This window comes from Sphaerisporangium sp. TRM90804 (assembly GCF_029846175.1).
In the GTDB taxonomy this organism is placed as follows: Bacteria; Actinomycetota; Actinomycetes; order Streptosporangiales; family Streptosporangiaceae; genus Sphaerisporangium.
The window spans coordinates 1-25,327 of record NZ_JARWAC010000012.1 but is presented as its reverse complement, the minus strand read 5'-3'; the positions used below and the strand labels follow the sequence as shown (position 1 = coordinate 25,327).

Here is a 25,327-nt window from a genome sequence, read left to right as displayed (position 1 = left end):
AAGCGCTTCCATCCACGGCCGGAAGCCGGTGGAAGCGCTTACAGGCCCCCGAGTATGCCGCCATATGTCCGGGAAGTAAACACTTTCGCACCAGGAGCGTCAGCCCCCGCGGCCGACCTCCAGGCGGGCCAGCGCGCCGATCTCCAGGGCGACCCACAGCGCCCCGTCGGGGCCGACGGTGATGCCGTGCGGCTCGCAGGCCGGGGTCGGCAGGTCGTACCCGCGGTAGTCGCCGGCGGGGGTGAGCCGGCCGACGCGGTTGGCGGCCCACTCGGTGAACCAGCAGTCGCCGTGCGCGTCCACCGTGACGGCGTGCGGGCGGGACGCGGGGTCGGGCAGCGTGAACTCCTCGATCGCGCCGTCCGGCCGGATGCGGCCGATGCGGCCCGCGCCGATCTCGGTGAACCACAGCGCGCCGTCCGGCGCCGCCGCCATGCCGACCGGGGCCGAGCCGGGGAACGGGAGCGGGTGGACCGTCACCTGTCCGCCGGTGCCGATCCTGCCGATCGCGTCGGCCCCGTTCATCGTGAACCACAGCCCGCCGTCCCCGCCCGCGGCGATGGCCGACGGGAAGGCCGCGGGGACGGGGAGCGGGAACTCGGTGACCGTCCCGGCGACGGTGACACGGCCGATGCGGTCGACCGGCGACTCGGTGAACCACAGGGCCCCGTCGGGCCCGGCCACGATGCCGAACGGCCCCGCGCCCGGGGTCGGCAGCGCGTACGACGTGACCTGCCCGCCGGTGGTGACGCGGCCGATGCGGTGGTCCTTGTACCGGGTGAACCACAGCGCCCCGTCGGGGCCGCTCGTGATGACCGTCGGCCCGGATCCGGCGCCGACCGGGTGGGTCACCACCTCCCGGGTGGCCGGGTCGAACCGCGCGACCGCCCCCTGGTGCACCAGCGTGAACCACAGCATGCCGTCGGGCCCCACGGTGACGGCGTACGGCCCGGCCTCCGGCCCCGACACGGGGATCTCCTCGATCGTCACGGGTTCAGCGCTCCTTCTCGGCGGGCAGGAGCCGGGCCGCGCGCCGGTCACTCGCCGATCTCCAGCGGCAGGGGGCGGCGCGGGACCGGGGAGGACTGCAGGATCGACGTCGTGGTGCGCCCGAAAGGGGTGAAGCGGTCGAGGATGGGCTCCAGGTCCTCGACGGCGCGCAGGTGCAGGGTCAGCGAGTAGCAGTCCTCACCGGTCATCCGGTGGCACTCGACGACCTCCGGCACCTCCTGGGCGATCTTGGCGACGCGCGGCAGCTCGCGGATCGCCGGGCGGATCCGGACGTTGACGGTGATGACGAATCCCAGCGCCCTCGGGTTCACCTCAGCGTGGTAGCCGGTGATCACGCCGGTCTCCTCCAGCCTCTGCACGCGCTCGGCCACGGCCGGCGCCGACAGGCCGACCCTGCGGCCCAGCTCCGCGAAGCTCACCCTGGCGTCGGCCTGCATCTCGACGATGATTCGCCGGTCGAGCGCGTCGACGGCCTTGGGTTCGTAGGCGCGTTCGGGGCGCAGCCTTCGGTTCGTCATTCCTCAACGCTAACGAGTCCGCGCACAATGCGGTGGTGATCGCCACTCCCCGCTCCCCCTGGCCCTACTTCGTCGGGAGCGCCCTGTTCCATTACCTCGGCCCGGCCTTCGCCGTCCTGCTGTTCGCCCAGGTCGCGCCGCTGGGAGTGGCGGGCCTGCGCGTGTGGAGCGCCGCCGCGGTGTTCGCGGTGTGGCGCCGCCCCTGGCGGGCGTGGGCGGGGCTGGACGCGCGGGGGCGCTGGACGGTGGCGGGGCTGGGCGCCGTGCTGGCGTCCATGAACTGCTGCTTCTACCTGGCCATCGAACGGCTCCCGCTGGCGACCGTGGCCGCGATCGAGTTCGTGCCGGTCATCGCCCTCGCCGCGCTCGGCGCCCGGACGCCCCGCAACGCCGTCGCGCTGGCGGGCGCCGTCGCCGGCGTCTACCTGCTCACGGGCTTCCAGCCGGGCGGGGACGGGCCGGCACTGGTGCTGGCCTTCGCCAACGCCGCGCTTTTCGGGGCCTACATCGTGCTGGCCCACCGCGTCTCCCGGCTGATGGAGGGCGTCGACGGGCTGGCCCTGGCCATGCTGGCGGCCGCCGTCCTGGTGACGCCGGCGACCCTGGTGCCGGCCGCCCCGGCCTTCGGCGACGTCGTGCTGCTGGGCGCCGCGATCGGGGTCGGGATCAGCTCGTCGGTCATCCCCTACGTCTGTGACCAGCTGGCGATGGCGCGCATGCGGCGGTCCAGCTACGCGCTGTTCGTCGCCCTGCTCCCCGCCACGGCGGCCGTGGTCGGCGTCCTCGTGCTGCGGCAGCTTCCCACGGTGCCCGACATGGCCGGGGTGGGTCTGGTGATCTTCGCGGTGGCGCTGCACCGGGAGCGCCGTTCGCAGGAGCGCGTGTGATCGCGCGCCCTCGGCCGCCGGCCGGTCAGCCGCGGCGGCCCCGGGGCTTGAGCAGGGTGGTGGGCAGGGGCGGGGCGGGCAGGGGGGCGCCGTCGTAGGCGGGTACGGTGCCGAAGGCGGTTCCCCGGGCCCACTCCTTGCGGTAGCGCAGGATGTCGTCGTGGGAGCGGCCCACGAAGTTCCACCACATGACGATCTCCTCGTCGAACGGCTCGCCGCCGATGAGCATGGCACGCGCGCCACGCGGGGCCCGGAAGGACAGCCCGGCCCGCCCGGAGCCGAGGTAGAGCAGCGGGCCGGGCTCGACCTCGGCGCCCTCCACCTCGACGGCGCCCGACAGGGCCAGCACGGCGTACTCGTGGCGGGGGTTCACCGCAAGCTCGACGGCTGCGCCCTCGCGCAGGTCGACCTGCGCGCCGAGCAGCGGCGTGTAGGCGCGGGCGGGCGAGCGCAGGCCGGCCAGCTCCCCCATGACCACCGTCACCGTGGCCCCGTCGCCGTCGAGCACGGGCAGCTCGGGATGGTGGTCGAACGCCGGCGCCACGTCGCGGTCGGCCCCGGGGAGCGCCACCCAGAGCTGCACGCCGTGCAGCACGCCCTCGCCGCGGGCCGACTCCTCGGAGTGGGAGACGCCGCGGCCGGCCGTCATGAGGTTGAGCCGGCCGGGGCGGACCACCTGCTCGCTGCCGAGGCTGTCGCGGTGCAGCACCTCGCCCTCCAGCAGCCAGCTCACCGTCTGCAGGCCGGTGTGCGGGTGCGGCGGCACGTTCATGACGGCCGTCTCGGGCCCGTAGAGGTCGGCGAAGCACCACGCGCCGACCATGCGCCGCCGCCGGTCGGGCAGCGTGCGCGTCACCCGCATGGCCCGCGGCCCGCCGAGGGCCACGGGCCGGCCCGCCAGCAGCTCGCGCACCGGCCCGTCGGAGGCGTCGTCCCGGCCGCCGGCCGCCGTCTCGCGCGGTTCGCGCTCCACGTTGCTCATCCGCCGACTGTACGACGGCCGGATGGCGGTGTACGACGGCCGGGTGACGGCCCGAACCGGGCCTACTCGACCGTGACGCTCTTGGCCAGGTTGCGCGGCTTGTCGACGTCGCGTCCGAGCGCGACGGCGGCGTGGTAGGCCAGGAGCTGCAGCGGGATGGTCAGCAGGATGGGGTCGAGCTCGACCTCGTTCTTGGGCACCAGGATGACGTCCTCGGCCAGCTTGGCGTCGGGCTCGCTGTGCCCGATCATGACCACCCTGCCGCCGCGGGCCCGGATCTCGCCCAGAGTCGTGAGGTTCTTGTCGAGCAGCTCGTCGTCCGGGACGATCGCCACCGTGGGCATCTCGGGGCCGATCAGCGCCAGCGGGCCGTGCTTGAGCTCGCTCGCCGGGTACGCCTCGGCGTGCACGTACGAGATCTCCTTGAGCTTCTGCGCGCCCTCGCGGGCCACGGGGTAGCCGCGCACCCTGCCGACGAACATCATCCCGGCGTGCGAGGCGTACTTCTGGGCGACGGCCTCGATGGCGTCGTTCTGCTTGAGGATCTCCTGGATCTGGTCGGGCAGCTTGCGCAGGCCCTCCACGATGCGCCTGCCGTCGGCCGGCGACAGGTCGTGCACCCGGCCGAAGTGCAGGGCGATCAGGGCGAACGCCACGGCGGTGGAGGTGAACGCCTTGGTGGAGGCCACCGAGACCTCCGGCCCGGCGTGCAGGTAGACGCCGCCGTCGACCTCGCGCGCGATGGCGCTGCCGACCGCGTTGACGATGCCGAGCACCCGGCCGCCCTTGCGCTTGAGCTCCTGCACGGCGGCCAGGGTGTCGTAGGTCTCCCCCGACTGGCTGACCGCGACGTACAGCGTGTCGTGCTCGACGACCGGGCTGCGGTAGCGGAACTCCGAGGCCGGCTCCGCGTCGGCGGGGATGCGGGCCAGCTCCTCGATGAGCTGGGCGCCGATCTGGCCGGCGTAGTAGGCCGACCCGCACCCGATGATCTTCACCCGGCGGAACGCGCGGGTCTCGCGCGGGTCGAGGTTCAGCCCGCCCAGGTGGGCGATGTGGAAGCGGTCGTCCAGGCGCCCGCGCAGCGTGCGTGCGACCGACTCGGACTGGTCGGAGATCTCCTTGAGCAGGTAGTGCTCGTAGCCGCCGGTGTCGTAGTGGCCGGCGTCCCAGTCGACGGTCAGCGGCTCCTTGGAGGTGACGCGGGCGTCGCTGGTGAAGGTGCGGAAGCCGTCGGCCTGGAGCACCGCCAGCTCGCCGTCCTCCAGGTGGACCACCTGGCGCGTGTAGCGCACCAGGGCTGCGACGTCGGAGGCGGCGAACATCTCCTTCTCGCCGATGCCGATGACGATCGGGCTGCCGTTGCGCGCGACGACGATCTCCCCGGCGCGCCTGGCGTCCATCACCGCGATGCCGTAGGTGCCGACGACGCTCTTGAGCGCCTTTCGGACCGCCTCCTCCAGCGACTCGGCCTCCTCGGCGGTGCGCGCGATGAGGTGGGCGAGGACCTCGGTGTCGGTCTCGGAGGCGAAGACGGCGCCGTCGGCCTCCAGCTTGGCGCGCAGCTCGTCGGCGTTCTCGATGATGCCGTTGTGGACGACCGCGATGCGCTCGGCGTTGTCGAGGTGGGGGTGGGCGTTGACGTCGTTGGGGACGCCGTGCGTGGCCCAGCGGGTGTGGCCGATGCCGAGGCCGCCCTTGAAACGGGCGGGGACGGCCGCCGCCAGCTCCGCCACCCGGCCCTTCACCTTGCGCACCTTCAGGCCCTTGTTGCTGACCACCAGGCCGGCCGAGTCGTAGCCCCGGTATTCCAGGCGCTGCAGGCCTTCGAGCAGGATCGGCGCCGCGTCCTTAGGTCCGACATAGGCCACAATTCCACACATATAAATCTCCTTGGCGCTTAGCCGTACACGATGCGGCGCAGCTGGCGCAGGGACAGCTCGGGGGCCGCGACAGGGCGGGCGGACAGCTCGACGGCGATCCCGGGGAAGATCTGCTCGTTGGTGAGCCCCCGGGCCTTCAACTCGGCGTGCCGGCGGCGCACGAAGTCCTCGGCCGGCTCGGAGAAGTAGGTGACGACCTCCGCCACCACACGCGCGGCCTCACCCGGCCCGAGCGACGTCGTCCGGGTCAGGTGCTGGATCAGATCCTCGTGGAGGGGCCGCGCCGTGGACACAGGCGGAGACTCTACGCAGGAGAACGCGGACACGCCAAGGTTCCTGCCCGAATCCGGGCAGGATCACGCGCAAACGCGCCCTTGAGTGTTCCGTGCGGTAGGGTCCGCGCCGCACCGGCGCCCCGGCGCGGGGCGTCCGGACGTGGACCGGGGACGGGCATGGGGCGACCGCTACCCCGATCGCCGCCGTCGTCACCTCGCGCCGCGGCTCGCGTGGCGGACTGCGCGCGCGGGGGCCGCGGAGGCGCTAGAGTCTGTGCGTGACCGAGGTACTCCTGTCGGTCCACGCGGACGTGGCTCAGCTGGTAGAGCATCACCTTGCCAAGGTGAGGGTCGCGGGTTCGAATCCCGTCGTCCGCTCGCAGAACTCCTGGTGGAGTGGCCGAGAGGCGAGGCAGCGGCCTGCAAAGCCGCGTACACGGGTTCAAATCCCGTCTCCACCTCTACGGGATTCCCGTACCCTCGGGATCCGGTAAAGTAGGGCAGGCATCCCCGGGGCTCACCGCCTCGGTGATCATGCGGACGTGGCTCAGCTGGTAGAGCATCACCTTGCCAAGGTGAGGGTCGCGGGTTCGAATCCCGTCGTCCGCTCTGAGTTCCTCATCGAGGGCGATTAGCTCAGTGGGAGAGCGCTACCTTGACACGGTAGAGGCCACTGGTTCAATCCCAGTATCGCCCACCCCCGTATCCGTCCCCAGGCCCCACCGCCTGGGGATTTTCCTTTCCCCGAAGCGCCCTCCCCCGCCGTGACCCTGCGGGCCTTCCATCACTTCCCGCCCCTTTATAGGGATTTACTTATATAAGCTATGCATAGTAGCTTCGCGGAATGCGCGTCCCGTGACCTCCTGCGGAACATGCCGAGGGAGCGCGCGATCCCGGAAAGGACGACCATCATGGAGATCACCGACCAGATCGCCGCCGTGCGGCGCACCGTGGGCAGCCGCGTGCTCCAGGCGGGAGAGGCGCGCGTCACGATCGTCAGCCAGAGCTACGACAGCACGCTCGACGACCTCTGGGACGCCTGCACCAACCCCGAGCGCCTCCCGCGGTGGTTCCTGCCCGTCTCCGGCGAGCTGCGCCTCGGCGGCCGCTACCAGCTCGAAGGCAACGCGGGCGGCGTGATCGAGCGCTGCGACCCGCCCAAGAGCTTCGCCGCCACCTGGGAGTACGGCGGTGGCATGAGCTGGATCGAGGTCCGCCTCACTCCCGAGTCCGACGACCGCACGCGGTTCGAGCTGGAGCACATCGCGCACGTCGACGACGCGATCTGGGCGCGGTACGGCCCGGGCGCCACCGGCGTCGGCTGGGACCTGGCGTTCCGCGGCCTGACCGAGCACCTGGCGACCGGCGAGCCGGTCGACCCCGCCGAGGCCGCCGAGTGGTCCCTCTCCGAGGAGGGCCGCCGCTTCGCCGAGCTCAGCAGCGAGGCCTGGCGCGAGGCCAACGTGGCCTCCGGCACCGACGAGACCGAGGCCCGCACCGCCGCCGCCCGCACCACGGCCTTCTACACCGGCACCGAGGAGCCCTCCGAGTCGTGACCCACGCGGGGGCACCGCGAGGCGAACGGATCGCGCCCGCCCTCCCGTGAGGGCCTTCACTCGGCCGGATGGGGCGAGGGTGCCCCATGTGCCCCTTACGCGTGCCCGTCCGGGCCGTCGGCGGCCCCGGGTTCCGGGGTGACGCGGTGCCGCTCCCACCAGGAGGTCCAGCGGCTCTCGACGGCCGCGTGCCCGGCGCCGTCGAGGCCATAGGTGGTGAGCACGAGCAGCACGCCGCCGTCGGGGCGGTACGGAGCGTGCGGCTGCTGGGCGAGCACGGCCAGGCCGTCGCCGAACTCCTCGGCCCGCAGCAGGAGCTGGTTGCCGGAGGCGGCCCAGACCTCGCCGGTCAGCGACCCGGCGGCCGTACCGGTCTTGTACGGCGTGCCCGGCGCCAGCCCGGCGACCCCGCGCAGGCCAAGCGCGTCGACCAGGATGCCCGGCTGCTCCAGCACGCCCTCCAGGAACACCGTGCGCCGCTCGGCGAGCCCGTGCCGCTCGACGGCGAAGCGCAGCTGGTGCAGGAAGGTGTACCAGCCCTCGGTGATGTCGTCGTAGTAGGCGTCCCACTCGGGGTTGGACCCGATCGGCGCCCGCGTCAGCCGGACCACCGTGCCGTCCCCGGCGGCGTGCAGGCTGAACCGGTCGCCCCCCTGCACCTCCAGCACGTGCTCGTCCGCGTCCTCGGTGACACCGGTCACGAAGATCGTCTCGATCTCCTCGTCGAGCCCGTCGTAGTGCCACCCGTGCCACCGCCGGATCACGTCCGGCTCACGCAGAGCCCGCCAGACCGTCTCGGCCGGCGCCGCGATGGTGACCTCGATGACGGCCGGCTTACCCTGGTCGGTCATGACCGTTCTCCTGTCGATTCGTCGGTGCAGGGGTGCCTCACGCCTCCGGCGCGCGGAGCCGAGCGCTCCATGCCGTCGGCGCGTGAGGGGGAATGCTCCGTGCCGGCGGCGGGCGCGGAGGGCGGCTCCGTGCCGTCCGCGCGCGGCGCGGGGTGGCCGGCGCCGATGACGCGGTAGCGGCGGCCGGTGTCGCTGTCGAACCGCGCCACCACCTCGGCGACGGCGTCCGCGAGGGCCTCGGTGAAGTGGTGCAGGTCGGCCGGTTCGGCGAGGCGGACCTCGGTCTCCAGCGTGAACGTCAGCAGCCGCCGCCCGGCCTGCCCCGCGGCCGACTGCATGCGCGTGACGTCACGAACGGCCGACGAGGCGACCGCGACCAGATGGTCGGCCGCGTGCCGGTCGGCGACCCGGTTGTACCGCTCCGACCCGGGCCCGGGCCCCTGGGCAGCCGGGCCGGGTTCGGCGGAGTTCTCACCGTGCGCCGTAGCGTGCCCGGCCGGCTCGTCGGTGCTCGTCATCAGGGACGGGTCGATCACATAGGTGTCGGCCTTCGCCCGCAGCACCCGCTCGACGAAGCCCCGCCGCCGCCGCTCCTCGGCCAGCTCGACCAGCCCCGCGTCCTCAAGCTTGCGCAGATGGTAGTTGACCTTCTGCCTGCTCAGCCGCAGCTCACCGGCCAGCTCGGTGGCCGAGGCGGGCGTCGCCAGCCGCGCGAGCAACCGGCGGCGCAGGGGGGCGAGCGCTCCACGCACCTCCCCCGGCCGCTCCAGCAGTCTCATGCGAGCTTCCGGCACGCCCCCACTCTCCAATAGACAAGAAAAACTGTCAATTGGTTGTGGCCGGACGGCACGACTCCGGCCGGGCTCGGCACAACCGGCCACGACGGCGCCGCTGAGGAGGGGAGGCGTATCGGACCATCATCGAATCCGCGTCGCGTCGGAGATCATGAAGCCTGATCGGCAGGGCCGGACTAAGATCACGTCCCGTGCTTTCGGAGAGTTTCTGGCGGTTTACCAGGGTTGGCTTGGTGGGGCTGCTTCTCGCGGCGGCGGTCGCGGGGCTGGTGCTCGGCGACGCCTGGCTCTGGGTGGCCGTCGAATGGTCGCCGCCGAATCATGCGAGGTCGTTCTACGCGGGCGACGGGTTCGGCACCTCGACGACCGTGGTGCTGCTCGTGGCCGCCCTGGTGAAGGCCGCGCTCCTGTGGCTGATCGTGCGTGCCCCCGCGCCCGGACCGCTGGACCGCCGGGAGAAGGCGCTGCGCCGGCTGCTGTATCTGGCGGTGGTGTACACCCTCGTGCTGTGGTACCCGGTCGCGCTGCTTCCCGACGCGGTCGACGCGGCGTTCCAGCTCGCGCTGTGGACCGCGATCAGCGTCCTCTACCTGCTCGTCATCCGCTGGCGGTCCCGCATGCTGCGCGCGGCGGCCGGGGCTATGTTCGCCGTCGAGCTGGCCGGGATGGCCAACCAGCTGCTCGACGAACTCGACCTCCCGGAGCTCGGACCGGGCGGCGTCGCCGAACTGGCCTTGGTGGTGGGTGGAGTCGCGGCGACCGTCATCACGGTCGTCGGGCAGCGGCGCGACGGCCGGTGGAGCCGCGGCACGCTGGTCGCCGGGTGGCTGTCGGCGGGCTTCTACGTGCTGGTGATCCCGCTCAACGTTCTCATCGGAACCACCTTCAGCGGCAATCTGGCGATGCTGGTCGTGATCGACGCGGTGGGGCTCGTCAGCACCGTGTGGATCGCGGCGACCGCCCGTGAAATGCCCGCCGAGGGCCGCCCGGCCGGCCTTCCGCCCGCGCGGCTGCGCGTGATCCGCGTCGCGGTGGCGGCCGTGGCCGTACTGCCGGTCATCGCGCTGATCCACCCGGAGCAGAGCCCGCGCCTCACCTACACCGGCTGGTCGATGGACTGCTACGACCGGCCCGGCTTCGGCGACCTGAAGCCCTCGGAGCGCGACGCCGCCTTCCTGTGCCGGGCACGGAGCACGGACGGCGGGATCTGGCCCATGTTCCCCGACAGCCTGTCGGACCAGGAGGTCCTCGCGTACGGGCGGACGCTGTGCCGCGCGAAGGACCGCGCCGAGCAGGAGGCGATCCTGACGCGGGCCGGGAGCGCGCGGCCCGCCTGGGGCGCGGACCCGTGGGACCTCGTCTACGTCTGCCCGGAGATCATCGGCGCGACCCATCCCGACCTGCTGCGGTCGACCGCGGAGACGGAGGCGGCGAACGCCGCCTACATCGCCGAGCAGAACGCGAGGTGCCGCGACCCGTGGCCCCGGACGAAGGGCGTCGTCCAGGCCACGGCCAACTACTTCCTGTTCGCCGACGGCGACTTCGGCTATCTGGTCCACGACCCCGAGGCCGAAGCGGCCGACAAGGCGGCGGAGCAGGCGACGGACAGGGCCTACGACGACAACTCCCTCATCGGGGTGGCCGACAGCGCGGTGCTCATCGGGCACATCGAGGACGTCATCGAACTGTGCCTCACGGTGAAGGCCTTACGCACCGCGCCGCCGCGGCGGACGGCAGGGTGGGATCTGGTCACCGAGGTGCCGATCGTGAGCCGCACCGGCCGGCTCACCGTGCCGGAGATGGGCGAGCGCGGAGACGTGGGCGCGGGCGCCCCGATGCCGAACCTGGCGATCACCGGAAAGGGCCGCTACCGGCTGCGTGCCTACGTGCGGGTCGGCGACGCGGGGGAAGAGCACCTGGTCGTCGTGTTTCCGGGCGCGTCGAGGCAGCGCCTGAGGCTGAAGTCGTGAGCGGTACCCGAGCGCACCCTGCCCTCCGCCGCCCTTCCACGGGCGACCGGAGACGGCGCGAAGGTAAGTTGATCAGATGCGTCTGACGAAGTACGGCCACGCCTGTGTACGCCTTGAAGCCGGAGATCGGGTGCTCGTGATCGACCCCGGCACCCTCTCCGAGACCGAAGCCCTGGCCGGCGCCACCGCCGTGCTCGTCACCCACGAGCACGAGGACCACGTCGACGCCGGCAAGCTCGCCGCGGCCCGAGAGGGCAACCCCGCGCTGACGGTCCACACCCATGCCGCCCTCGCCGCGACCCTCGGCGACGGTGTGACCGCCGTCGCGGTGGGAGACACCTTCACCGCGGCCGGGTTCACCGTGCGTGCCGTCGGCGGCGCGCACGCCGAGATAATCGACGGCCTGCCCGGCTGCCCCAACCTCGGCTTCATCGTCGACGGCCTCTACCACCCCGGAGACTCCCTGTTCGTCCCCGCCGAACCAGTCGAGACGCTGCTCGTCCCGGCCTCCGGCCCGTGGCTGAAGCTCGGCGAAGCCATCGAGTTCGTCCGAGCCGTACGCCCGGCCCGCACGTTCCCCATCCACGACGCCAACCTCAGCGACATCGGCATGGACAACTTCGACGGGTGGCTGCTGGAGGAGGACACGACCGACTACGCCCGCATCCCGCTGGGCGGGTCGGTCGACCTCAAGCGGTCCATCCCGGGGTCGTGATCTAGAAGACGGATCGGCATGCCCGGCGGCGATCCCGGAACGACGGAAACCGGATAGCCGTCTCCCGACCCGCGCCTGCCTCGCCGGTCGCTCCAGCCGAAGTAAACCGCGAGCGCCAGCAATGCCGACAATCCGCTGAGCACATAACTACCCGTCAGCGGAATCAGCCACATTCCCGCGTGGGACGGATACCTGAGAAGCGTGGCAAGGGCGATGTATCCGGGCAGTAGAAAGACGAGCCACAGGAACGCCACGCCCACCTTCTCCAGCCTGGCGTCCACGCGCCGAGCGCGCTGCGCCCAGAGCACCAGGAGCGGTACGCACCAGACCCAGTGGTGCGGCCAGGAGACGGGTGAGACAAGCAGACCCACGATGGCGCAGGCGGTGATTCCGGCGAGCTCGCCCACCTTCTTCGAAGCCCACGCGGCGACCAGGAGCCCACCCGCGCCGACTACCGCGCACAGGGCCAGCCAGAGGGGCACGGTCGGCCAAGAGCCGGGCATGAGCATGAGCACGCCGCGAAGCGACTGGTTGAAGAAATCCGCCCCCTGCCCGGCGACCACCCGTTGCGTGTCGAAGAACGCGCCACCCCAGTAATCGCGCGAATCGGCCGGCAGCAGCAGGAATCCGAGGCCCACCGTGCCGAGAAAACCCAAGCAGGCCATCAGGGCGGCCCGGAAACGGCGCGTGACGAGAAGGTAGGGGATGAATATCAGTGCGGTGACTTTGACACCGGCGGCGACGCCCGTCGCCACGCCGCGCCACTTCTCGTTGCCGTGCGTCAGATCCACAACTGTCACCAGTAGCAGAATGATGCCTATCTGCCCATTCCACAGCGTCAGCATCACCGGGTACAGGGGAAGTACCGCGACGACGACCAACAACGTGCGATTCGCCCGGCGACCACGGCGCTTCACCCCGGTGCGGCCGACGAGAATCCATATCACCGCCTCAAGGGCGAGTATGGAGATCAGCACCCAGAGGGCGACGGCGACCTCCATTCCCACCAGGGCGAGAGGCGTGAACAGCATCGCCGCGAAGGGCGAGTAGGTGAACCTCAGCCACCTCTCACCCACGAGCAGGTCATATACGGGGGTGCCCCGCAGTACCGCCGCTCCGCCCTCCCGGTAAACCTCCAGATCGATCCAGCCCTCCGCATAGATCGCGTTGAAGACGAAGGCCGTCAGCGCGCCACTCACCGCGATCAAGACTCCGCATGCCATTTGGAAGGAGTCGCCATCTCTCCTGCCCAGACGAATTCGCGGACCGGCTGTCACTGAAGGCATGGCGACTCCCGACTCGGCTACGGTGCACGCTAGCCACGCCGGCTTGTCCAAAGCTTGTCGTGCCTCGCTTGCGCCGACCGTTCCCGATCGCCGGAAAAACGGCGGAGCCGCGCGCAGGACCTGGCGCGCGATGGGCGCGGGCCAGATCGCGACCGGCGTGGCCGGACGTCGTCCCGAGGCGGCCGGTGTGCGCCACCTCACCGCACAGCGCTTCCTAACCGACCTCGCTCAGGAACTGACGCGCGCCGCGCAGCCTGGTGCGGAGGCGGCGCTGGGTCAGGCCGCAGTCCAGGCGCACGTCCATCGGGCCGGGCAGGCCGGCGTCGGCTCGCCTGCCCGGAGGCAATCGGGCCGGGTCGAGGCCGTCGCGTCGGGCGATGAGCAGGCCCAGCTCGTAGCGGCTCAGCGCGTCGGTTCCCGCGACGTGGTGGATGCCGTGGTGCTCGGAGTCGGCGAGTTCCAGGAGCGCCGCGGCGAGGTCGGTGACGTGTACGGGACATCGCACGTCGTCGGTGAACAGCACCTTCCTGGCGCCGCCGGCGGCCAGCGAGTGCACCAGCTCCTCGTGCGCCGAGTCACCGCCGCCGTCACCGATGATCAAAGACGTCCGGGCCGTCACCGCGGCCGGCGCGATCGCGTGCACCGCCGTCTCGGCGGCGGCCTTGGCCGCGCCGTACGGGGTGACCGGGTCGGGGAGGCACGTCTCGTCGTAGCGAATCGCCGCGCCGGAGAAGACCGCGTCGCTGGACACCTGGACCAGGCGCCCGCCCGCCGCGGAGGTGGCGAGGGCCACGTTGACGGCTCCGATCGCCGTGGTAGCCCAGTCCGTCTGCCGGTAGGCGGCGTTGACGACGACCTCCGGCCGCAACGCGCCGACCAGCGCCTCGACATCCCCTCGCCGGCGCACATCGAGCGGCGACCACGCGACACCCGCGCTCTCCCCCGGCCGGGACAGACAGGTGGCGGCCACCTCACGCCCGGCCGCCAGGCACTGCCGAACGAGTTCGCCGCCGAGAAGACCACTGCCACCGACGATGAGGACCCTCATGGCCGGTCACCATAGTTGGTTGGCCCCGAACGGAGGAACGTCACCTCTGGGTGGACGTTCGTCAGGAAGCTGCGCGGGGATCGGGGACGGTGCGCCGCCTCCGGGCGCGGGTGTCAGTCGGCGCGGTGGGCGAGGCCGGCGATCGGCGGCGCTGTTTGCGGGGAGGGTTCTTCGTCCGCCGGTTGCTGCCGGGCTCGGCGGCGGCGGAGGAGTAGTTCGGCGATGGTCAGGGCGACGGCTCCGAGCAGGATCTCGGCGACGGTGGAGACCAGGCGGCTGACCAGGGCGACCACGGCCGCCGCGGGCGGGGGCATCACCAGGCTGAGGGCGGCGGTCAGCATGGCCTCGCGGACGCCTATGCCGTCGGGGATGAACAGGGCCGCGATGCCGAGCGTCGTGGCGAGGGTGAACGCGCCGACGCACAGGGCCAGGGATCGGACCGGGGGGGCGCCCATCGCGATGGCGAGCGGCCACACGTGCAGACCGGTGACCACCCACGACAGGCTCTGCCAGGCGACCGCCAGCCGTACGCCGCGCACCGAGGCGGTCTCGGCCGCCGTAGGGCGGCGCATCAGCCGCAGCAGCAGCGCGGAGCCCTGGTTGATCAGTTGCGGCCGCGCCAGGACGGCGACGATCAGCACGGCGGCGCCCGCCAGCCATCCCGCCTGCGCGCCCAGGAGCTGCACGCCCGCGAGCAGCCCGACCGTGAAGCCGCTCAGCAGGACCAGGCTCATGATCAGCGCGGCCGTGGCGATCAGCCGGCCGAAGGCGATGCCGTTGGCCGCGGCCACCTTCGTGACGGCGATCATGCCGGGCACCCGTCCCGGCACGTACTTCGACAGGAAGCCGACGAAGAAGACGCGGACGACACGCGGCTCGCTGATCGGCGGACCCAGCTCCAGCAGCACGACACGCCAGGCCAGGAACCCGAACGACAACCCCGCCATGCTGGCCAGCAACGCGCCGGCCAGCAGCAGGGCCATCTCCCCCGCGTCGCGCCGGGCGAACAGGACCGCGACCACGCCCCAGTCGAGCCGGGACAGCGTCAGCACGATCGCGCCCACGACGACCAGCGTGAACGCGGCGACCAGTGCCCGTGCCAGCGGGCGCGGCAACCTGATCGCCCTCACCCGCCCCGACCAGCGGGACGCGCCGGGGGCGGGCAGGTCCCCTTCGGCACTCTCCGCAGGCGGTTCGGCTCGCGGGCGGTGCGCGGCGGACCTGAGCGGGCGCGGGAGTCTGAGCGAACCCACTCGCCCCGACCGGCGCGCGGGGCCGGGGGCGGGCACGTCCCCTTCGGCGCTTCTCGCGGGCGGTTCGGCTCGGGGGCGGCGCCCGGCGGACCTGAGCGGGCGCGGGAGTCTGGGTGGGCTCACTCGCGTGCGCCGGCGGGCGGGGCCGGGGACAGGGGGGTTCTGAGCGGGTCTCCCTGTCTGCGGCCCAGTTCGTAGGCGACGCGGAGCAGGCCCGCGCAGGCGCCGAGGAAGAACGCGGTGTGGAAGCAGAGCTGCATCCAGGTGACCCACAGGGCGAAGCGGATGCCCCGGTGCCGGCGGGAGAAGCCGATGAAACGGCGGTTCTTCCAGGCGAAGACCCCGAACGTCAGCGCCGGCACCGCGAGCAGCCAGGGGGTGAGCGACGCCAGCGGCAGCGTGAGGAAGGTGGCCGTCGCGGACGCGGAGGAGATCTTGGGCGGTTTGCGGCGCTTGTGCTGGCCCGTGCCGATCATGTTGAGCTGGAAGCCCACCTTGCCCTGCTCACGCAGCCCCCGCGCCCTCCACATGATCACCGGCAGGGTGGTGGACCGGACGAAACGCTCCGCCAGGCAGCCCCAGAACCGGTCCTCGTCGTCGGCCTTGGTGACCACGGAGGTCGCGACGACCAGCCGGTAGCGGGACGGAACCCGCGTGCCGAACTCGAAGTCCTCGCCGTCGCGCAGGCGCTCGTCCAGCCGCCCCGCCTCCTCGAAGACGTGCCGCGGGATCAGCGTGCAGGACAGGAACGTCGCCGTCGTCTGACTGCGCTCATAGTGTTCGCAGAGCACCCGGTAACGCTCCACCGGGCCGTCGTCGTACAGCGGCTCCCTGTCGTAGATGCCCTGGACCATCCCGCAGTCGGGCGTCTCCCGGTACGCCTTCACGGCGTTGTGGATCGCGTCCGGCGCCAGCGCCGTGTCGGAGTCCACGAAGAACAGCAGCGGCGCCGACGTGCTCGCCACCCCGAGGTTGCGCGCCCCGGCCGGGCCCCGGTTGCGCCGCGACTCGACGACCGCGCACGGGAACTCCCGCGCGATCTCCAGCGACCCGTCGGTGCTGACGTCGTCGACGACGACCACCTCCGCCGCGGGGTACGTCTGCGCGAACACCGAGTCCAGGCAGGCCCGCAGGGTCTTCCTCTTGTTGTAGTTCGGGACGATGACCGCGACGTCCGCACTCCAGGGCATCACGTCAGGCATATCCGTTCCCTTCGTCGCTCAGGACACAGAAAGGACCACACGCTGGGCCCGATGGTCGGACAGCCCCGCCGCGTCGGGCAGCTCGTAGCCGTGCACCGTCACGTCCGGGGTGGTGTACATCCAGTCGATCCGCCACAGCTCGGCGGGCCCGTACCGGTAGGTCGCCGGGTAGAGCGACGAGAGCGCCGGCGTCTGGTCGACCAGCCCCTCCGGGATCAGGCGGCCGATCCCCATCGCCGGGGAGGTGTTCAGGTCGCCCGCGAGCACGACGGGGTTGCGGTTGGTCGCGATGTCCGCGCGGATCGCCCGGTAGCTCGCCTCCCGCCGCTGCACCCTGTTGAGGTTGTCCCGGCGGGACTCGGCGTCCAGGAGCCGCCATTCGAGCGGGGGCTGCGACACGTGCCCGTCGTAGAAGGACACGATCTTCCCGTGCACGTCGACGTCGGTGCGCAGCGTCTCGACCGTGTACCCCTCGGGCCACTGCCGCATGTGCTCCGGAATCGTCCTCTGGTTGGCCGGCAGCCACGGCCGGATGTCCAGGCCGCGCTGCCGCACGATCGGGAACCGCGAGAGCGTGAGCTGGTGCCCCGACACCGCGATCTGGTAGCCCGGGAACGTGCGCCGCAGCTCGGCCAGCTTGTCGATGCGCATCGCCAGGTCGTGCGCGCCCCAGCCCTGCGCCAGCAGGTCACCCGCTTCGGTGTCGACGTACAGGTACTCCGTCAGCAGGTAGACGTCGGCGTCCAGCGCGCGCAGATGGTCGTAGAACCCCGGGGAGAACCGGTCGCCCTCGGCGGTGCGCCAGTCCTGGTCCCAGAACTCGGTGTTCCAGGCCGCCACGGTGACGGCTCCCGGCGGCGCGGGCGGCGGCGTGTGCCAGAGGGTGGCGTAGTTGACCCCGCTCCGCCCCGCGCCGAGCAGGACGGCGACCAGCAGCAGCGACAGGATGCGCCACCGCACCGGGCGGGCCAGCGGCGCGACGGCCATCAGCAGCGCCGGCACCGCCAGGAAGAGCAGCGGCGGGATCAGGTCGACCGGCGCCCACAGCGACGTGCGCCCGCTCGCCAGCAGATGGGCGACCAGGAAGAGCAGCCACGCCACCGTGGCGGTCACCACCAGCCTGGTTCCGAGGCACCAGCGCCGCCTCGGGCGGACGAAACGCCCGACGCGGGTGGTCCAGCCCACCTGGGGGTGGGATGGCGCGCCTGCGGGCTGCTCCTCGATCGCGACGTCCTGGTCGCTCATCGGCACCGCCTCGGTGAGTAGGCCAGCGTTGAACGTACTGAGCAGAGCTTGTCGCTTCCTTGTCGGCCGCCGCCAGGGGAAGGACCCCGGCCGCGCCGCAGAAACGCGACAAGAATGGGACAAGCCCGCGTGGCTAGCGTGAACCGGACGCGAGGTCTGACACACCGACGACCTCTGGCCCCGGGAGCACATCATGAGTCGGGAGCATCCCCTAGTCTCGATCGTCATCCCCAGCTACAACCGGTCCGACGTGCTGCGCCTCTGCCTGGAGGCGGTGAAAGAACAGACCTATCCGCACGTCGAGGTCATCGTGGTGGACGACTGCGGCACCGAGGACGCGGCGCGGGTGGCCGCGTCGATGGGCGCCACGGTGGTGCGCACCGAGTCCAACGGCGGCCCCACACCCGCGCGCAACCTCGGCGCCGCGCACGCCGCCGGCGACATCCTGCTCTTCGTCGACGCCGACATCGCGCTCGACCCGGACGCCGTGGAGAACGCGGTGCGAATCCTGCGGGCGGAACCGTCGATCGGCGCCCTGGGCGGGATCCTGCGGCCGGAGTCGCTGGTGTCGCAGAGCCTCGCCTCGCAGTACCGCGCCCTGCAGATGTACCGCTGGTGGATGCCGGCCCACCGGCCGACCCTGGAGCTGCACGCGGCCGTGCTCGCCGTACCGGCCAAGGTGTTCGCCGAGATCGGCCCGTTCGACCCGCGGCTGCGGGAGACCGTCTCCTCCGACTACCGCGTCCGCGTGAAGCGGTCGTACGAGGTCAGGCTCACCGACGCCGTACGCGGCCGCAAGGACCACGACGCCACCGTGCCGACGATCCTGCGCAAGGTGCTGCGCCGCTCCCGGATCAGCGCGATGGACTGGCGCAAGGGCGAGACGCCCGGCGACTCCGTGCCCCGCGCGATCGGCGGCGTCCTGCTGCTGGCCGCCGTCCCCGCGCTCGCGCTCCCCGTGGTGGCGGGCCGGGCCGGCGCGCTGGTCTCCCCCGCGCTCGTCGCCGCCGCCGTCGCCCTGGACGCCGACACCCACCGCTTCGCCTACGCACAGCGGGGCGTGCCGTTCGGCCTCTACTTCTCCGGCGTCCACCTCGCGGTGACGTTCACCGGCGCCCTCGGCGGGGCGCTGGGCGTCCTGCAGCGCTTCGCGCTCTCCCGCCTGGAGAAGCGCGCCCGACTGCTCGCCTTCCAGGAGTAGACGCCCATGCGTGTCATCGGCACCGGCTTCGGCCGCACGGGGACCCTCTCCCTCAAGACCGCGCTTGAACGGCTCGGCTTCGGGCCCTGCCATCACATGGTCGAGGTGTTCCGGCATCCCGAGCAGATCCGCCCCTTCCTCCACGCGACCCGCCGGGAATCGGCGAACTGGGACGACCTGCTCATGGGCTACGAGTCGTGCGTGGACGGGCCGACGTCCGCCCACTGGCGGCGGCTCGCCGAGCACTACCCGAAGGCGAAGGTCGTGCTCACCGTGCGCGACCCGCGGCTCTGGGTCGCCAGCATGCACAAGACGCTGTTCATGCAGCGCCGGCGCATGAACTCCCTGCCGGGCAGGGCCGCCGTCGCGCTGTCGTCGCTGCTCGGCACCGACCTCGCCGCCTTCGTGAGGATGGTGGACACGACCCTGGACGCGCGCACCTTCGCGACGCCGGCGGACCGCGAGCCGGAACGCGCCATCGAGCTGTTCGAGGCACACCGGGAGCGGGTCGTCGCGGCCATCCCGGCCGAGCGGCTGCTCGTCTTCGACGTCCGCGAGGGCTGGGCCCCGCTGTGCGACTTCCTCGACGTCCCGGTGCCCGATGAGCCGTTCCCCCGGGTGAACGGCACCTCGGACTTCACCCAGAGCGGGCGGGGCAGGGCCGCGCCGATGCTCCTGCGCCGGACGAGGTGACCGGGATGACAGTGCCCCCAGAACGGGACATCTCGACCAGGGAGGAACCGATCATGGACGAGCGACGGCCGCTGGTCTCGGTCATCGTGCCGAACTACAACTACGCCCGCACGCTCGACCTGTGCCTGAGCGCGCTGGAGCGGCAGACCTATCCGCGCGTCGAGGTGATCGTCGTCGACGACCGCAGCACCGACGACTCGGTGGCGGTCGCCCGCCGGCACGGGGTGCGCGTCGTGGTCACCGACGCCAACATCGGCGCGCCGGCCGCGCGCAACCTCGGGGTGCGACACGCGGGCGGGGAGGTGCTGTTCTTCCTCGACTCGGACGTGGCGCTGGCCGAGGACGTCGTCGAGCACGCGGTGGACCTGCTCACCGCCGACCCCGCGCTGGGCGTGGTGTGCGGCACGTACGACCCGGAGCCGCTGATCCCCGACAGCCTCGTGGAGCGGTACCGCAGCCTCCAGCTGCACTACTGGATCTCCGGGGACGCGGGCGACATCACCACCATCTACTCCGCGATCTTCGCCATGTGGACGAAGGTGTTCCACGAGGTGGGGCCGCTCAACCCGGCCCTGCGGCACAGCGAGAACGCCGAGTACGGCCACCGGGTCACCCAGCGCTACCGCATCGTGCTCGACACCCGGATCATCGGCAGACACGACCACGACGACCGGCTGAGCGTGGTGCTGTCGAAGTTCTTCCACCGGGCCCGCATGCACATCCCGCTGTACCTGAGGCGCCCCGACTTCAACGGCGGCCCGGCGAACAGCAGCCGCGGATGGGGCTCGCTCGCGGCCCTGTTCGCCCTGGTCGCCGCGCCGCTTCCGGTGCTGTTCGGCCCGGTGTGGCTGCTCGCGCCGGTCGCGCTTCTGCTCGGCTCGATCGCGGCCGACCTGGGCATGTACCGCTTCGTCCGGGGCTACGCCGGCACGCCGTTCACCGTCTACTTCGCGGCGGTCCACTTCCTGGTGAACGTCACGGTCGCGGTGGCCGTGTTCGTCGGCGCCGCCCACTGGCTGGTGTCCCGCCGGTTCCGGAGCACCTACGACCTGCCGGGCCGCCCGGCCCCCGTGGAGGTGTGAGGCCATGACCGGTCACTCCCCCCTGGTGTCGGTGATCGTGCCGAACTACAACTACGCCGCCTCGCTGGAGCTGTGCCTGCGCGCCCTGCAGGCGCAGACGTACCGGCCGGTCGAGCTGCTCGTGGTGGACGACCGCAGCACCGACGACTCGGTGGCGGTCGCCCGCCGGCTCGGCGTCCGGGTCGTCAGCACCGAGCGCAACATGGGCGTGGCCGCCGCGCGCAACCTCGGCGCCGCCCACGCGAACGGCGAGATCCTGGTGTTCGCCGACTCCGACGTGGCCGCCTACCCCGACGCCGTCGAGGTGGCCGTGAGGATGCTCGCGGCCGAACCGCGCCTCGGCGCGGTGTGCAGCATCCACGACCCGGAGCCGCTGATCCGCGACAGCCTCGTCGAGGAGTACCGCGCGCTGCAGTACTACTACTGGACGGCCAGCTCCGAGGGGCCCATCTCGTTCCTGTTCCCGGCGCTGGTCGCGATGCGCCGCTCCGTCTACGACGAGATCGGGCCGTTCAACACCCGGCTGCGCGAGACCGAGGAGGTCGACTACGGTCACCGCCTCACCCAGCGGTACGACATGGTGCTGACCACCGCGGTGCGCTCCCGGCACGACCACGACGACAAGCTGTTCAAGCTGCTGCGCAAGCTGTACCGGCGGGGACGCGCCCGGGTGCCGCTGTACGTCCAGCGGCGGCGCTTCGCCCGCGGGTTCGAGACCTCCAGCCGGGCCGGCGGCAGCCTGGCCGCGCTGGCGGCGGTGGCCGCGATCCCGGTGGCGGCGCTGCTCGGCCCGGCCGGCGCCGTGCTGCCGATCCTCGCGCTCGCCGTGTCGATCGTGGCGGACCTCGGCATGTACCGGTTCGTGCTGGGCAGACGCGGGCCGCTGTTCCTGCTCTACTTCGGTCTCGTGCATTTCATCGTGAACGTGGCCATCGCGGCCGGCGTGGCGGCCGGTGTCGTGCGATGGCTGTCCTCCTCCACGTTCCGCAGGCTCTACGAGCCCGACCTGCACATCGTCCCCCGGCCGCGCGGAGGTGCGGCGACGTGACGGCCTGCCCCCGCCCGCCCGCTCCGCGGGCCGAGGGGGCAGCGCCTCGTCATCGCGACGAGCCGGTGACCTCGGCGAGCCGCAGCTCACGGGCGCCGGCCCGCCCGGCCGCCCGCGCCGGCAGCGGGCCGGGCCCGCCGCGCAGCAGCTCCTGGTGCAGCGCGCGCAGCTCGGGCCCCGGCTCGATGCCCAGGTGGTCGGTGAGGTAGCGGCGCAGGCGGGCGTACAGGGCCACGGCCTCCGCGGTGCGCCCGAGGGCGCGAAGGCCGCGCATCAGCATGCTCGCCAGCGGCTCCGCGAGCGGGTACCGCGGGACCAGGGGGGTCAGCTCGGTGACCACCAGGTCCGGGCGCCCCATGCGCAGGTGGGCGTGCGCCCAGGCGACGACGGCGCCGACGAACTGCTGCTCGATGCCGTACCGCATCCGGGCGGCCCAGTCCCCGGGGATGCCGGTCAGCGGGGAGCCGCACCACAGGTCCATCGCCTCGGCCAGCAGCGCGGCCCGGGCGAGGTCGTCGGCGGCGAGGGACTGCGCCTCCTTCGCCAGCCGGCGGAACCGGTAGGCGTCCACCCGGTCGGGGTCGACCTCCAGCGCGTAACCGCCGCCGCGGCGCTCGATGCGGGCCCCGGTCCCCGTCAGCGCCCGCCGCAGGCGAGCGATGTGGGCGTACAGCGAGTCGGTCGCGCCGCCGGGCGGGAGATCCCAGACCCGCTCGATCAGCGTCCCGAGTGACACGGCCTGGTTGACGTCGACCGCCAGGGCCGCCAGTACCGCGCGCCGCTGGGGCGGGCCGAGCGAGACGCGCCGGTCGTCGACGGTCACCTCGACCGGCCCCAATAAGCGGATGTCCATTGCTTCCTCTCCGTGCCGCTGCTGTCAGAACGAGACGACGACCGCCAAGGACGGGTGGCGGGCCAGCAGGAGCGTCACCCCCAGGGTGGCGGCCCACAGCATCGAGTTGGCGACCATGACGCGGTCGCGCAGCAGGATGCGGACCGGGTCGCCGCCCTCGGCGCCCACCAGCTGCATCTGCAGGTAACGGAACAGGGCGAAGAGCGCGAACGGCGTGGACAGCATCATCGCCGTCTGCCCGAGCTCCGGGCCGAACGGGCCTTCGTCGCGCAGGTACATCAGGCCCGACACCAGGGCGAGCACGGAGGCGATCTGCAGCAGCCAGTTGGTCAGCTCCATCGAGTAGCCGCTGAGCGCCGGCCGGTGCGCGGCTCCGCCTTCGACCAGTTCCCTGCGCCGCTTGCCGATGAGGAGCAGCAAGGACATCGAGAACACCGTGATCAGCAGCCAGGCCGGCACCGGCCCTCCGGTCACCTCGTACCCCTGCAGGGCCCGCAGGACGAAGCCGAACGCCACCGTGCCCACGTCGACCAGCGGGATGTGCTTGAGCACCCGGCTGTAGGCGACGTTGAGCGCCAGGTACACCACGACCGGCCAATACGTCCCCGGCGCCTGGGCGACGATGACGCCGAGCGGCGCCAGCAGGGCGGCGCAGTAGGCGTACGCGGTCCACGGCGCCACCCGGCCGGAGGCCACCGGGCGATGGCGTTTGACGGGGTGGTGGCGGTCGCGGTGCCGGTCGGCGATGTCGTTGCCGATGTAGACGGCGGCGGAGGCGAGGACGAACGCGAGCGTGGCGACCAGGATCCCTCCGACCTCGGCCAGGCCCCGCGCGGGGCTGTCGACGAGCGCCAGCGGCACGAGCAGGATCGCCTTGGCCGTGTGCGACGGGCGGATGAGACCGGCGAGGTCCGCCAGCCGGCGCGGGCGGCCCTCCGCCGCCCGGGCCGGGTCCGGTTCCGTACGCCGCGTGCTTTCTGGAACGTCTGCCGATTCGACGACGTGCATGCTTGTACCCCGGTCCGCTTTAGAAGAAGACTTTGGCCAGTGAGAGCGCGCCCTGCCGCCAGGCGTCACGGCTCGTCTGGCCCGCGCCGCGCGGCGCGCCGGCCGCGCGGTTCTCCCGCCACCACGTGTAGGTGCCGATGATGGCGTCCCGGTTGGACAGCCGCGGCCGGAAGCCCAGTCGCTCGCGGGCCTTGTCGATGCTGACGTAGGAGTCGGCGAGCAGTTTGTGCACCAGCCGCCCGTACACCGGGGACAGCCGGCTCCGCTCCAGCAGCCGCAGCGCGGCCAGGGCCGGGCGGGCGGGCACCGACACGACCCGCCTGCCGTGGCCGGCCGCGTCGAGCACCGCCTGGAAGTCCTCCCGAAGGGTGCCGAACTCGGACGCCGCCAGGTTGTAGGTGTCGTTCGCGACGTCCGCCGGCGCCCTGAGGACGCCGGCGACGGCGTCCACCAGGTCGTCGATCGCGAACATCTGGATGCGCGCGTCACCGCGGCCGAGCACCGGGAAGTCGCGGCCCTCCTCGGCCCACTCGAAGAGCATCGCGAACAGCCCCATCCGGCCCGGGCCGAGGAAGGTCTTCGGACGCAGGATCGGCACGCACATCCCGCCGGACCGGTACTTCTCGGCCAGCTCCTCCGCCTCGGCCTTCGCCCGGGTGTAGGGGTCGACCGGCTCGCGCGGGTGTTCCTCCGGCGTGGGCACCATCTTCGGCAGCCCGTACACGGCGGTGGAGGAGATGTGGACCAGCCGCTCGACGCCCGCCCGGCGCCCCGCCTCCAGGACGGCGCGGGTGCCCCCGACGATCAGGTCGTGGATCTGGTCGGCCGGGTAGCTGGGCAGCGCGCCCGCGCAGTGCACGACCGCGTCGGCGCCGGTCATCACCTCGGTCATCAGCGACAGGTCGCGCACGTCGCCGAGCCGGTGCCGGGCCTGCGGCAGGGGGTCGGCCGGGGGGCGCAGGTCCACGCCGACCACGTCGTGGCCGTCGCGCACGAGCCGGCGGGCCAGGTTGCCGCCGAGCATTCCGGCGCTGCCGGTCACTACGACCCGGTGGACCACCGCGACCCCACCTTCTCCCGCACGAATCGGCCGAGCAGCCTCGGCAGTCCCTTGGCCAGCGTCTTGTCGAGGCTCCGCAGGAAGTACTCGACGTCGTCGGGCTCGATGGTGAGGGTCGGCGCGACGACCAGCGGGTTGTCGGCGTTCGGGCTGTAGTAGGAGACGATCCCGTGTTCGCGGTAGAGCTCGGCGATCACCGACAGGGTCACCAGCTTGGTGCGGAACTGCGGGTCGCCGGAGAAGCCCGGCGCCAGCCTGGCGGCCAGGTCGAGCACCTTGGGGCCGCCGTTGAGGAACACCCCCCACAGCGCGCCCGTGCCGGCCACGCGGCCGACCGTCTCCGGGTGGCACTTGTGGATGTTCTCCAGGCCGGGCCCGAGGACGCGCTCGATCTGGCGGGCCCTTCCGGGGTAGTCGTCCTCGACGACCACGTTGACCGCCTCGATCGCGGTGGCGGTCTCCTCGCCGAACCCGTAGTAGGTCGTGCTGTGCAGGATGACGTCGGAGAGCCGGTCGTACGCCTTGCGGAAGATCGCCTCGCGCGCGGTGTACCCGGCGATCGACGCCTTCCCGCCGCCGAGCGACTTGGAGTACACCAGGATGTCGGGCAGCAGGTCGGGGTGGCGCATGAAGTAGAAGAGGCTGCCCGTCTTGCCCCAGCCGGTGTACACCTCGTCGAAGATGAGCATGATGTCCTCCGCGTCGCAGAGGCGTCGCAGCTCGTACAGGTCGGCCTCCGACCAGCAGCGCATGCTGGAGGCGCTGAACGGCTCCACCATGAGCGCGTAGACGTCGCACCTCCCGTCGGGGGTGGGGGCCGCCGCGGCCCCGGCGCGCCCCCCCCCCGCGGCCGGGGGGGGGGGGGGGGCGCGGGCCCGCCGGGGGGGGGGGCCGGGGGGGGGGTGC

General features: G+C 72.3%; 24 protein-coding genes and 4 tRNA genes. 12 read left to right on the top strand and 16 right to left on the bottom strand.

What is annotated here, in order from left to right; all coding sequences use genetic code 11:
• Positions 1-99: 99 nt before the first annotated feature.
• Positions 100-990 (bottom strand): virginiamycin B lyase, encoded by an 891-nt coding sequence (locus tag PYR91_RS16965; RefSeq protein ID WP_279780811.1) that lies wholly within the window; start codon positions 988-990, stop codon positions 100-102.
• 47 nt (positions 991-1,037) lie between these two features.
• On the bottom strand, positions 1,038-1,529 hold the full coding sequence (locus PYR91_RS16960; protein WP_279780810.1) for an Lrp/AsnC family transcriptional regulator: 492 nt from the start codon (positions 1,527-1,529) through the stop codon (positions 1,038-1,040).
• Between the two features lie 35 nt (positions 1,530-1,564).
• Between PYR91_RS16960 and PYR91_RS16955 the strand changes: the two genes are divergently transcribed.
• A complete protein-coding gene (locus PYR91_RS16955) occupies positions 1,565-2,416 on the top strand; it encodes an EamA family transporter (RefSeq protein ID WP_279780809.1) in 852 nt (283 codons plus the stop codon).
• Between the two features lie 25 nt (positions 2,417-2,441).
• On the opposite strand, the gene PYR91_RS16950 is transcribed toward PYR91_RS16955, so the two are convergent.
• The 3 genes from PYR91_RS16950 to PYR91_RS16940 form a co-directional block, all read right to left on the bottom strand.
• Positions 2,442-3,398 carry a pirin family protein gene (locus PYR91_RS16950; RefSeq protein WP_279780808.1) on the bottom strand — a complete coding sequence of 319 codons (957 nt, stop codon included), beginning with the start codon at positions 3,396-3,398 and terminating at the stop codon, positions 2,442-2,444.
• A 62-nt stretch (positions 3,399-3,460) separates the two neighbouring features.
• Positions 3,461-5,281, bottom strand: coding sequence for a glutamine--fructose-6-phosphate transaminase (isomerizing) (gene glmS / locus PYR91_RS16945; protein ID WP_279780807.1), 1,821 nt, complete (start codon positions 5,279-5,281; stop codon positions 3,461-3,463).
• A gap of 17 nt (positions 5,282-5,298) precedes the next feature.
• Positions 5,299-5,574, bottom strand: a complete 276-nt coding sequence (locus PYR91_RS16940) for a hypothetical protein (RefSeq protein WP_279780806.1) — start codon at positions 5,572-5,574, stop codon at positions 5,299-5,301.
• Positions 5,575-5,861: 287 nt separating this feature from the next.
• Between PYR91_RS16940 and PYR91_RS16935 the strand changes: the two genes are divergently transcribed.
• From PYR91_RS16935 to PYR91_RS16915, 5 genes are all read left to right on the top strand, one after another.
• A tRNA-Gly gene (locus PYR91_RS16935) sits at positions 5,862-5,934 on the top strand.
• A gap of 12 nt (positions 5,935-5,946) precedes the next feature.
• A tRNA-Cys gene (locus PYR91_RS16930) sits at positions 5,947-6,017 on the top strand.
• A 75-nt stretch (positions 6,018-6,092) separates the two neighbouring features.
• Positions 6,093-6,165 (top strand) — tRNA-Gly (locus PYR91_RS16925).
• Between the two features lie 16 nt (positions 6,166-6,181).
• Positions 6,182-6,253: transfer RNA gene (locus PYR91_RS16920), tRNA-Val, on the top strand.
• Between the two features lie 214 nt (positions 6,254-6,467).
• The gene (locus tag PYR91_RS16915) at positions 6,468-7,112 is read left to right on the top strand and encodes an SRPBCC family protein (RefSeq protein WP_279780805.1); all 645 of its coding nucleotides are present in this window, start codon (positions 6,468-6,470) and stop codon (positions 7,110-7,112) included.
• Positions 7,113-7,207: 95 nt separating this feature from the next.
• On the opposite strand, the gene PYR91_RS16910 is transcribed toward PYR91_RS16915, so the two are convergent.
• Positions 7,208-7,963, bottom strand: a complete 756-nt coding sequence (locus PYR91_RS16910; RefSeq protein ID WP_279780804.1) for an SRPBCC domain-containing protein — start codon at positions 7,961-7,963, stop codon at positions 7,208-7,210.
• A complete protein-coding gene (locus PYR91_RS16905; protein WP_279780803.1) occupies positions 7,960-8,742 on the bottom strand; it encodes a winged helix-turn-helix domain-containing protein in 783 nt (260 codons plus the stop codon). Before PYR91_RS16905 ends, PYR91_RS16910 begins: the two co-directional genes overlap by 4 nt.
• Before the next feature lie 248 nt (positions 8,743-8,990).
• Between PYR91_RS16905 and PYR91_RS16900 the strand changes: the two genes are divergently transcribed.
• Positions 8,991-10,727, top strand: coding sequence for a hypothetical protein (locus tag PYR91_RS16900; RefSeq protein ID WP_279780802.1), 1,737 nt, complete (start codon positions 8,991-8,993; stop codon positions 10,725-10,727).
• Between the two features lie 76 nt (positions 10,728-10,803).
• Positions 10,804-11,442, top strand: coding sequence for an MBL fold metallo-hydrolase (locus PYR91_RS16895; RefSeq protein ID WP_279780801.1), 639 nt, complete (start codon positions 10,804-10,806; stop codon positions 11,440-11,442).
• Here the strand turns inward: PYR91_RS16895 and PYR91_RS16890 are convergent.
• The 5 genes from PYR91_RS16890 to PYR91_RS16870 all read right to left on the bottom strand — a co-directional run bounded on the left by PYR91_RS16890 (position 11,382) and on the right by PYR91_RS16870 (position 17,476).
• Positions 11,382-12,641 carry a glycosyltransferase 87 family protein gene (locus tag PYR91_RS16890; protein ID WP_279780799.1) on the bottom strand — a complete coding sequence of 420 codons (1,260 nt, stop codon included), beginning with the start codon at positions 12,639-12,641 and terminating at the stop codon, positions 11,382-11,384. The genes PYR91_RS16895 and PYR91_RS16890 overlap by 61 nt on opposite strands.
• 301 nt (positions 12,642-12,942) lie before the next feature.
• Positions 12,943-13,776, bottom strand: coding sequence for a sugar nucleotide-binding protein (locus PYR91_RS16885; RefSeq protein ID WP_279780798.1), 834 nt, complete (start codon positions 13,774-13,776; stop codon positions 12,943-12,945).
• Between the two features lie 113 nt (positions 13,777-13,889).
• Positions 13,890-14,906 (bottom strand): lysylphosphatidylglycerol synthase domain-containing protein, encoded by a 1,017-nt coding sequence (locus tag PYR91_RS16880; RefSeq protein WP_279780797.1) that lies wholly within the window; start codon positions 14,904-14,906, stop codon positions 13,890-13,892.
• 242 nt (positions 14,907-15,148) lie between these two features.
• Positions 15,149-16,231 carry a glycosyltransferase gene (locus PYR91_RS16875; RefSeq protein ID WP_279780796.1) on the bottom strand — a complete coding sequence of 361 codons (1,083 nt, stop codon included), beginning with the start codon at positions 16,229-16,231 and terminating at the stop codon, positions 15,149-15,151.
• Positions 16,232-16,249: 18 nt separating this feature from the next.
• The gene (locus PYR91_RS16870; RefSeq protein WP_279780795.1) at positions 16,250-17,476 is read right to left on the bottom strand and encodes an endonuclease/exonuclease/phosphatase family protein; all 1,227 of its coding nucleotides are present in this window, start codon (positions 17,474-17,476) and stop codon (positions 16,250-16,252) included.
• Positions 17,477-17,669: 193 nt separating this feature from the next.
• Between PYR91_RS16870 and PYR91_RS16865 the strand changes: the two genes are divergently transcribed.
• Genes PYR91_RS16865 through PYR91_RS16850 form a run of 4 tightly spaced genes read left to right on the top strand, consistent with a single transcriptional unit; the run spans position 17,670 to position 21,500 of the window.
• Positions 17,670-18,677 carry a glycosyltransferase family A protein gene (locus tag PYR91_RS16865; RefSeq protein ID WP_279780794.1) on the top strand — a complete coding sequence of 336 codons (1,008 nt, stop codon included), beginning with the start codon at positions 17,670-17,672 and terminating at the stop codon, positions 18,675-18,677.
• A 6-nt stretch (positions 18,678-18,683) separates the two neighbouring features.
• Positions 18,684-19,370 carry a sulfotransferase family protein gene (locus tag PYR91_RS16860; RefSeq protein WP_279780793.1) on the top strand — a complete coding sequence of 229 codons (687 nt, stop codon included), beginning with the start codon at positions 18,684-18,686 and terminating at the stop codon, positions 19,368-19,370.
• 53 nt (positions 19,371-19,423) lie between these two features.
• On the top strand, positions 19,424-20,452 hold the full coding sequence (locus PYR91_RS16855; RefSeq protein WP_279780792.1) for a glycosyltransferase family 2 protein: 1,029 nt from the start codon (positions 19,424-19,426) through the stop codon (positions 20,450-20,452).
• A gap of 4 nt (positions 20,453-20,456) precedes the next feature.
• Positions 20,457-21,500, top strand: coding sequence for a glycosyltransferase family 2 protein (locus PYR91_RS16850; RefSeq protein WP_279780791.1), 1,044 nt, complete (start codon positions 20,457-20,459; stop codon positions 21,498-21,500).
• A gap of 49 nt (positions 21,501-21,549) precedes the next feature.
• Here the strand turns inward: PYR91_RS16850 and PYR91_RS16845 are convergent, their stop codons facing one another.
• The 4 genes from PYR91_RS16845 to PYR91_RS16830 all read right to left on the bottom strand — a co-directional run.
• Complete coding sequence (locus PYR91_RS16845) at positions 21,550-22,353, bottom strand: BTAD domain-containing putative transcriptional regulator (RefSeq protein WP_279780790.1); 804 nt, start codon at positions 22,351-22,353, stop codon at positions 21,550-21,552.
• A 24-nt stretch (positions 22,354-22,377) separates the two neighbouring features.
• Entirely contained in the window at positions 22,378-23,361 is a 984-nt protein-coding gene (locus tag PYR91_RS16840) for a UbiA prenyltransferase family protein (RefSeq protein ID WP_279780789.1), read from the bottom strand.
• Positions 23,362-23,380: 19 nt separating this feature from the next.
• Positions 23,381-24,421, bottom strand: a complete 1,041-nt coding sequence (locus PYR91_RS16835) for an NAD-dependent epimerase/dehydratase family protein (protein ID WP_279780788.1) — start codon at positions 24,419-24,421, stop codon at positions 23,381-23,383.
• Positions 24,403-25,327, bottom strand: a 925-nt coding sequence (locus PYR91_RS16830; RefSeq protein WP_279780786.1) for an aminotransferase class III-fold pyridoxal phosphate-dependent enzyme, incomplete at its 5' end; no start/stop codon positions are given. The genes PYR91_RS16835 and PYR91_RS16830, both read right to left, overlap by 19 nt.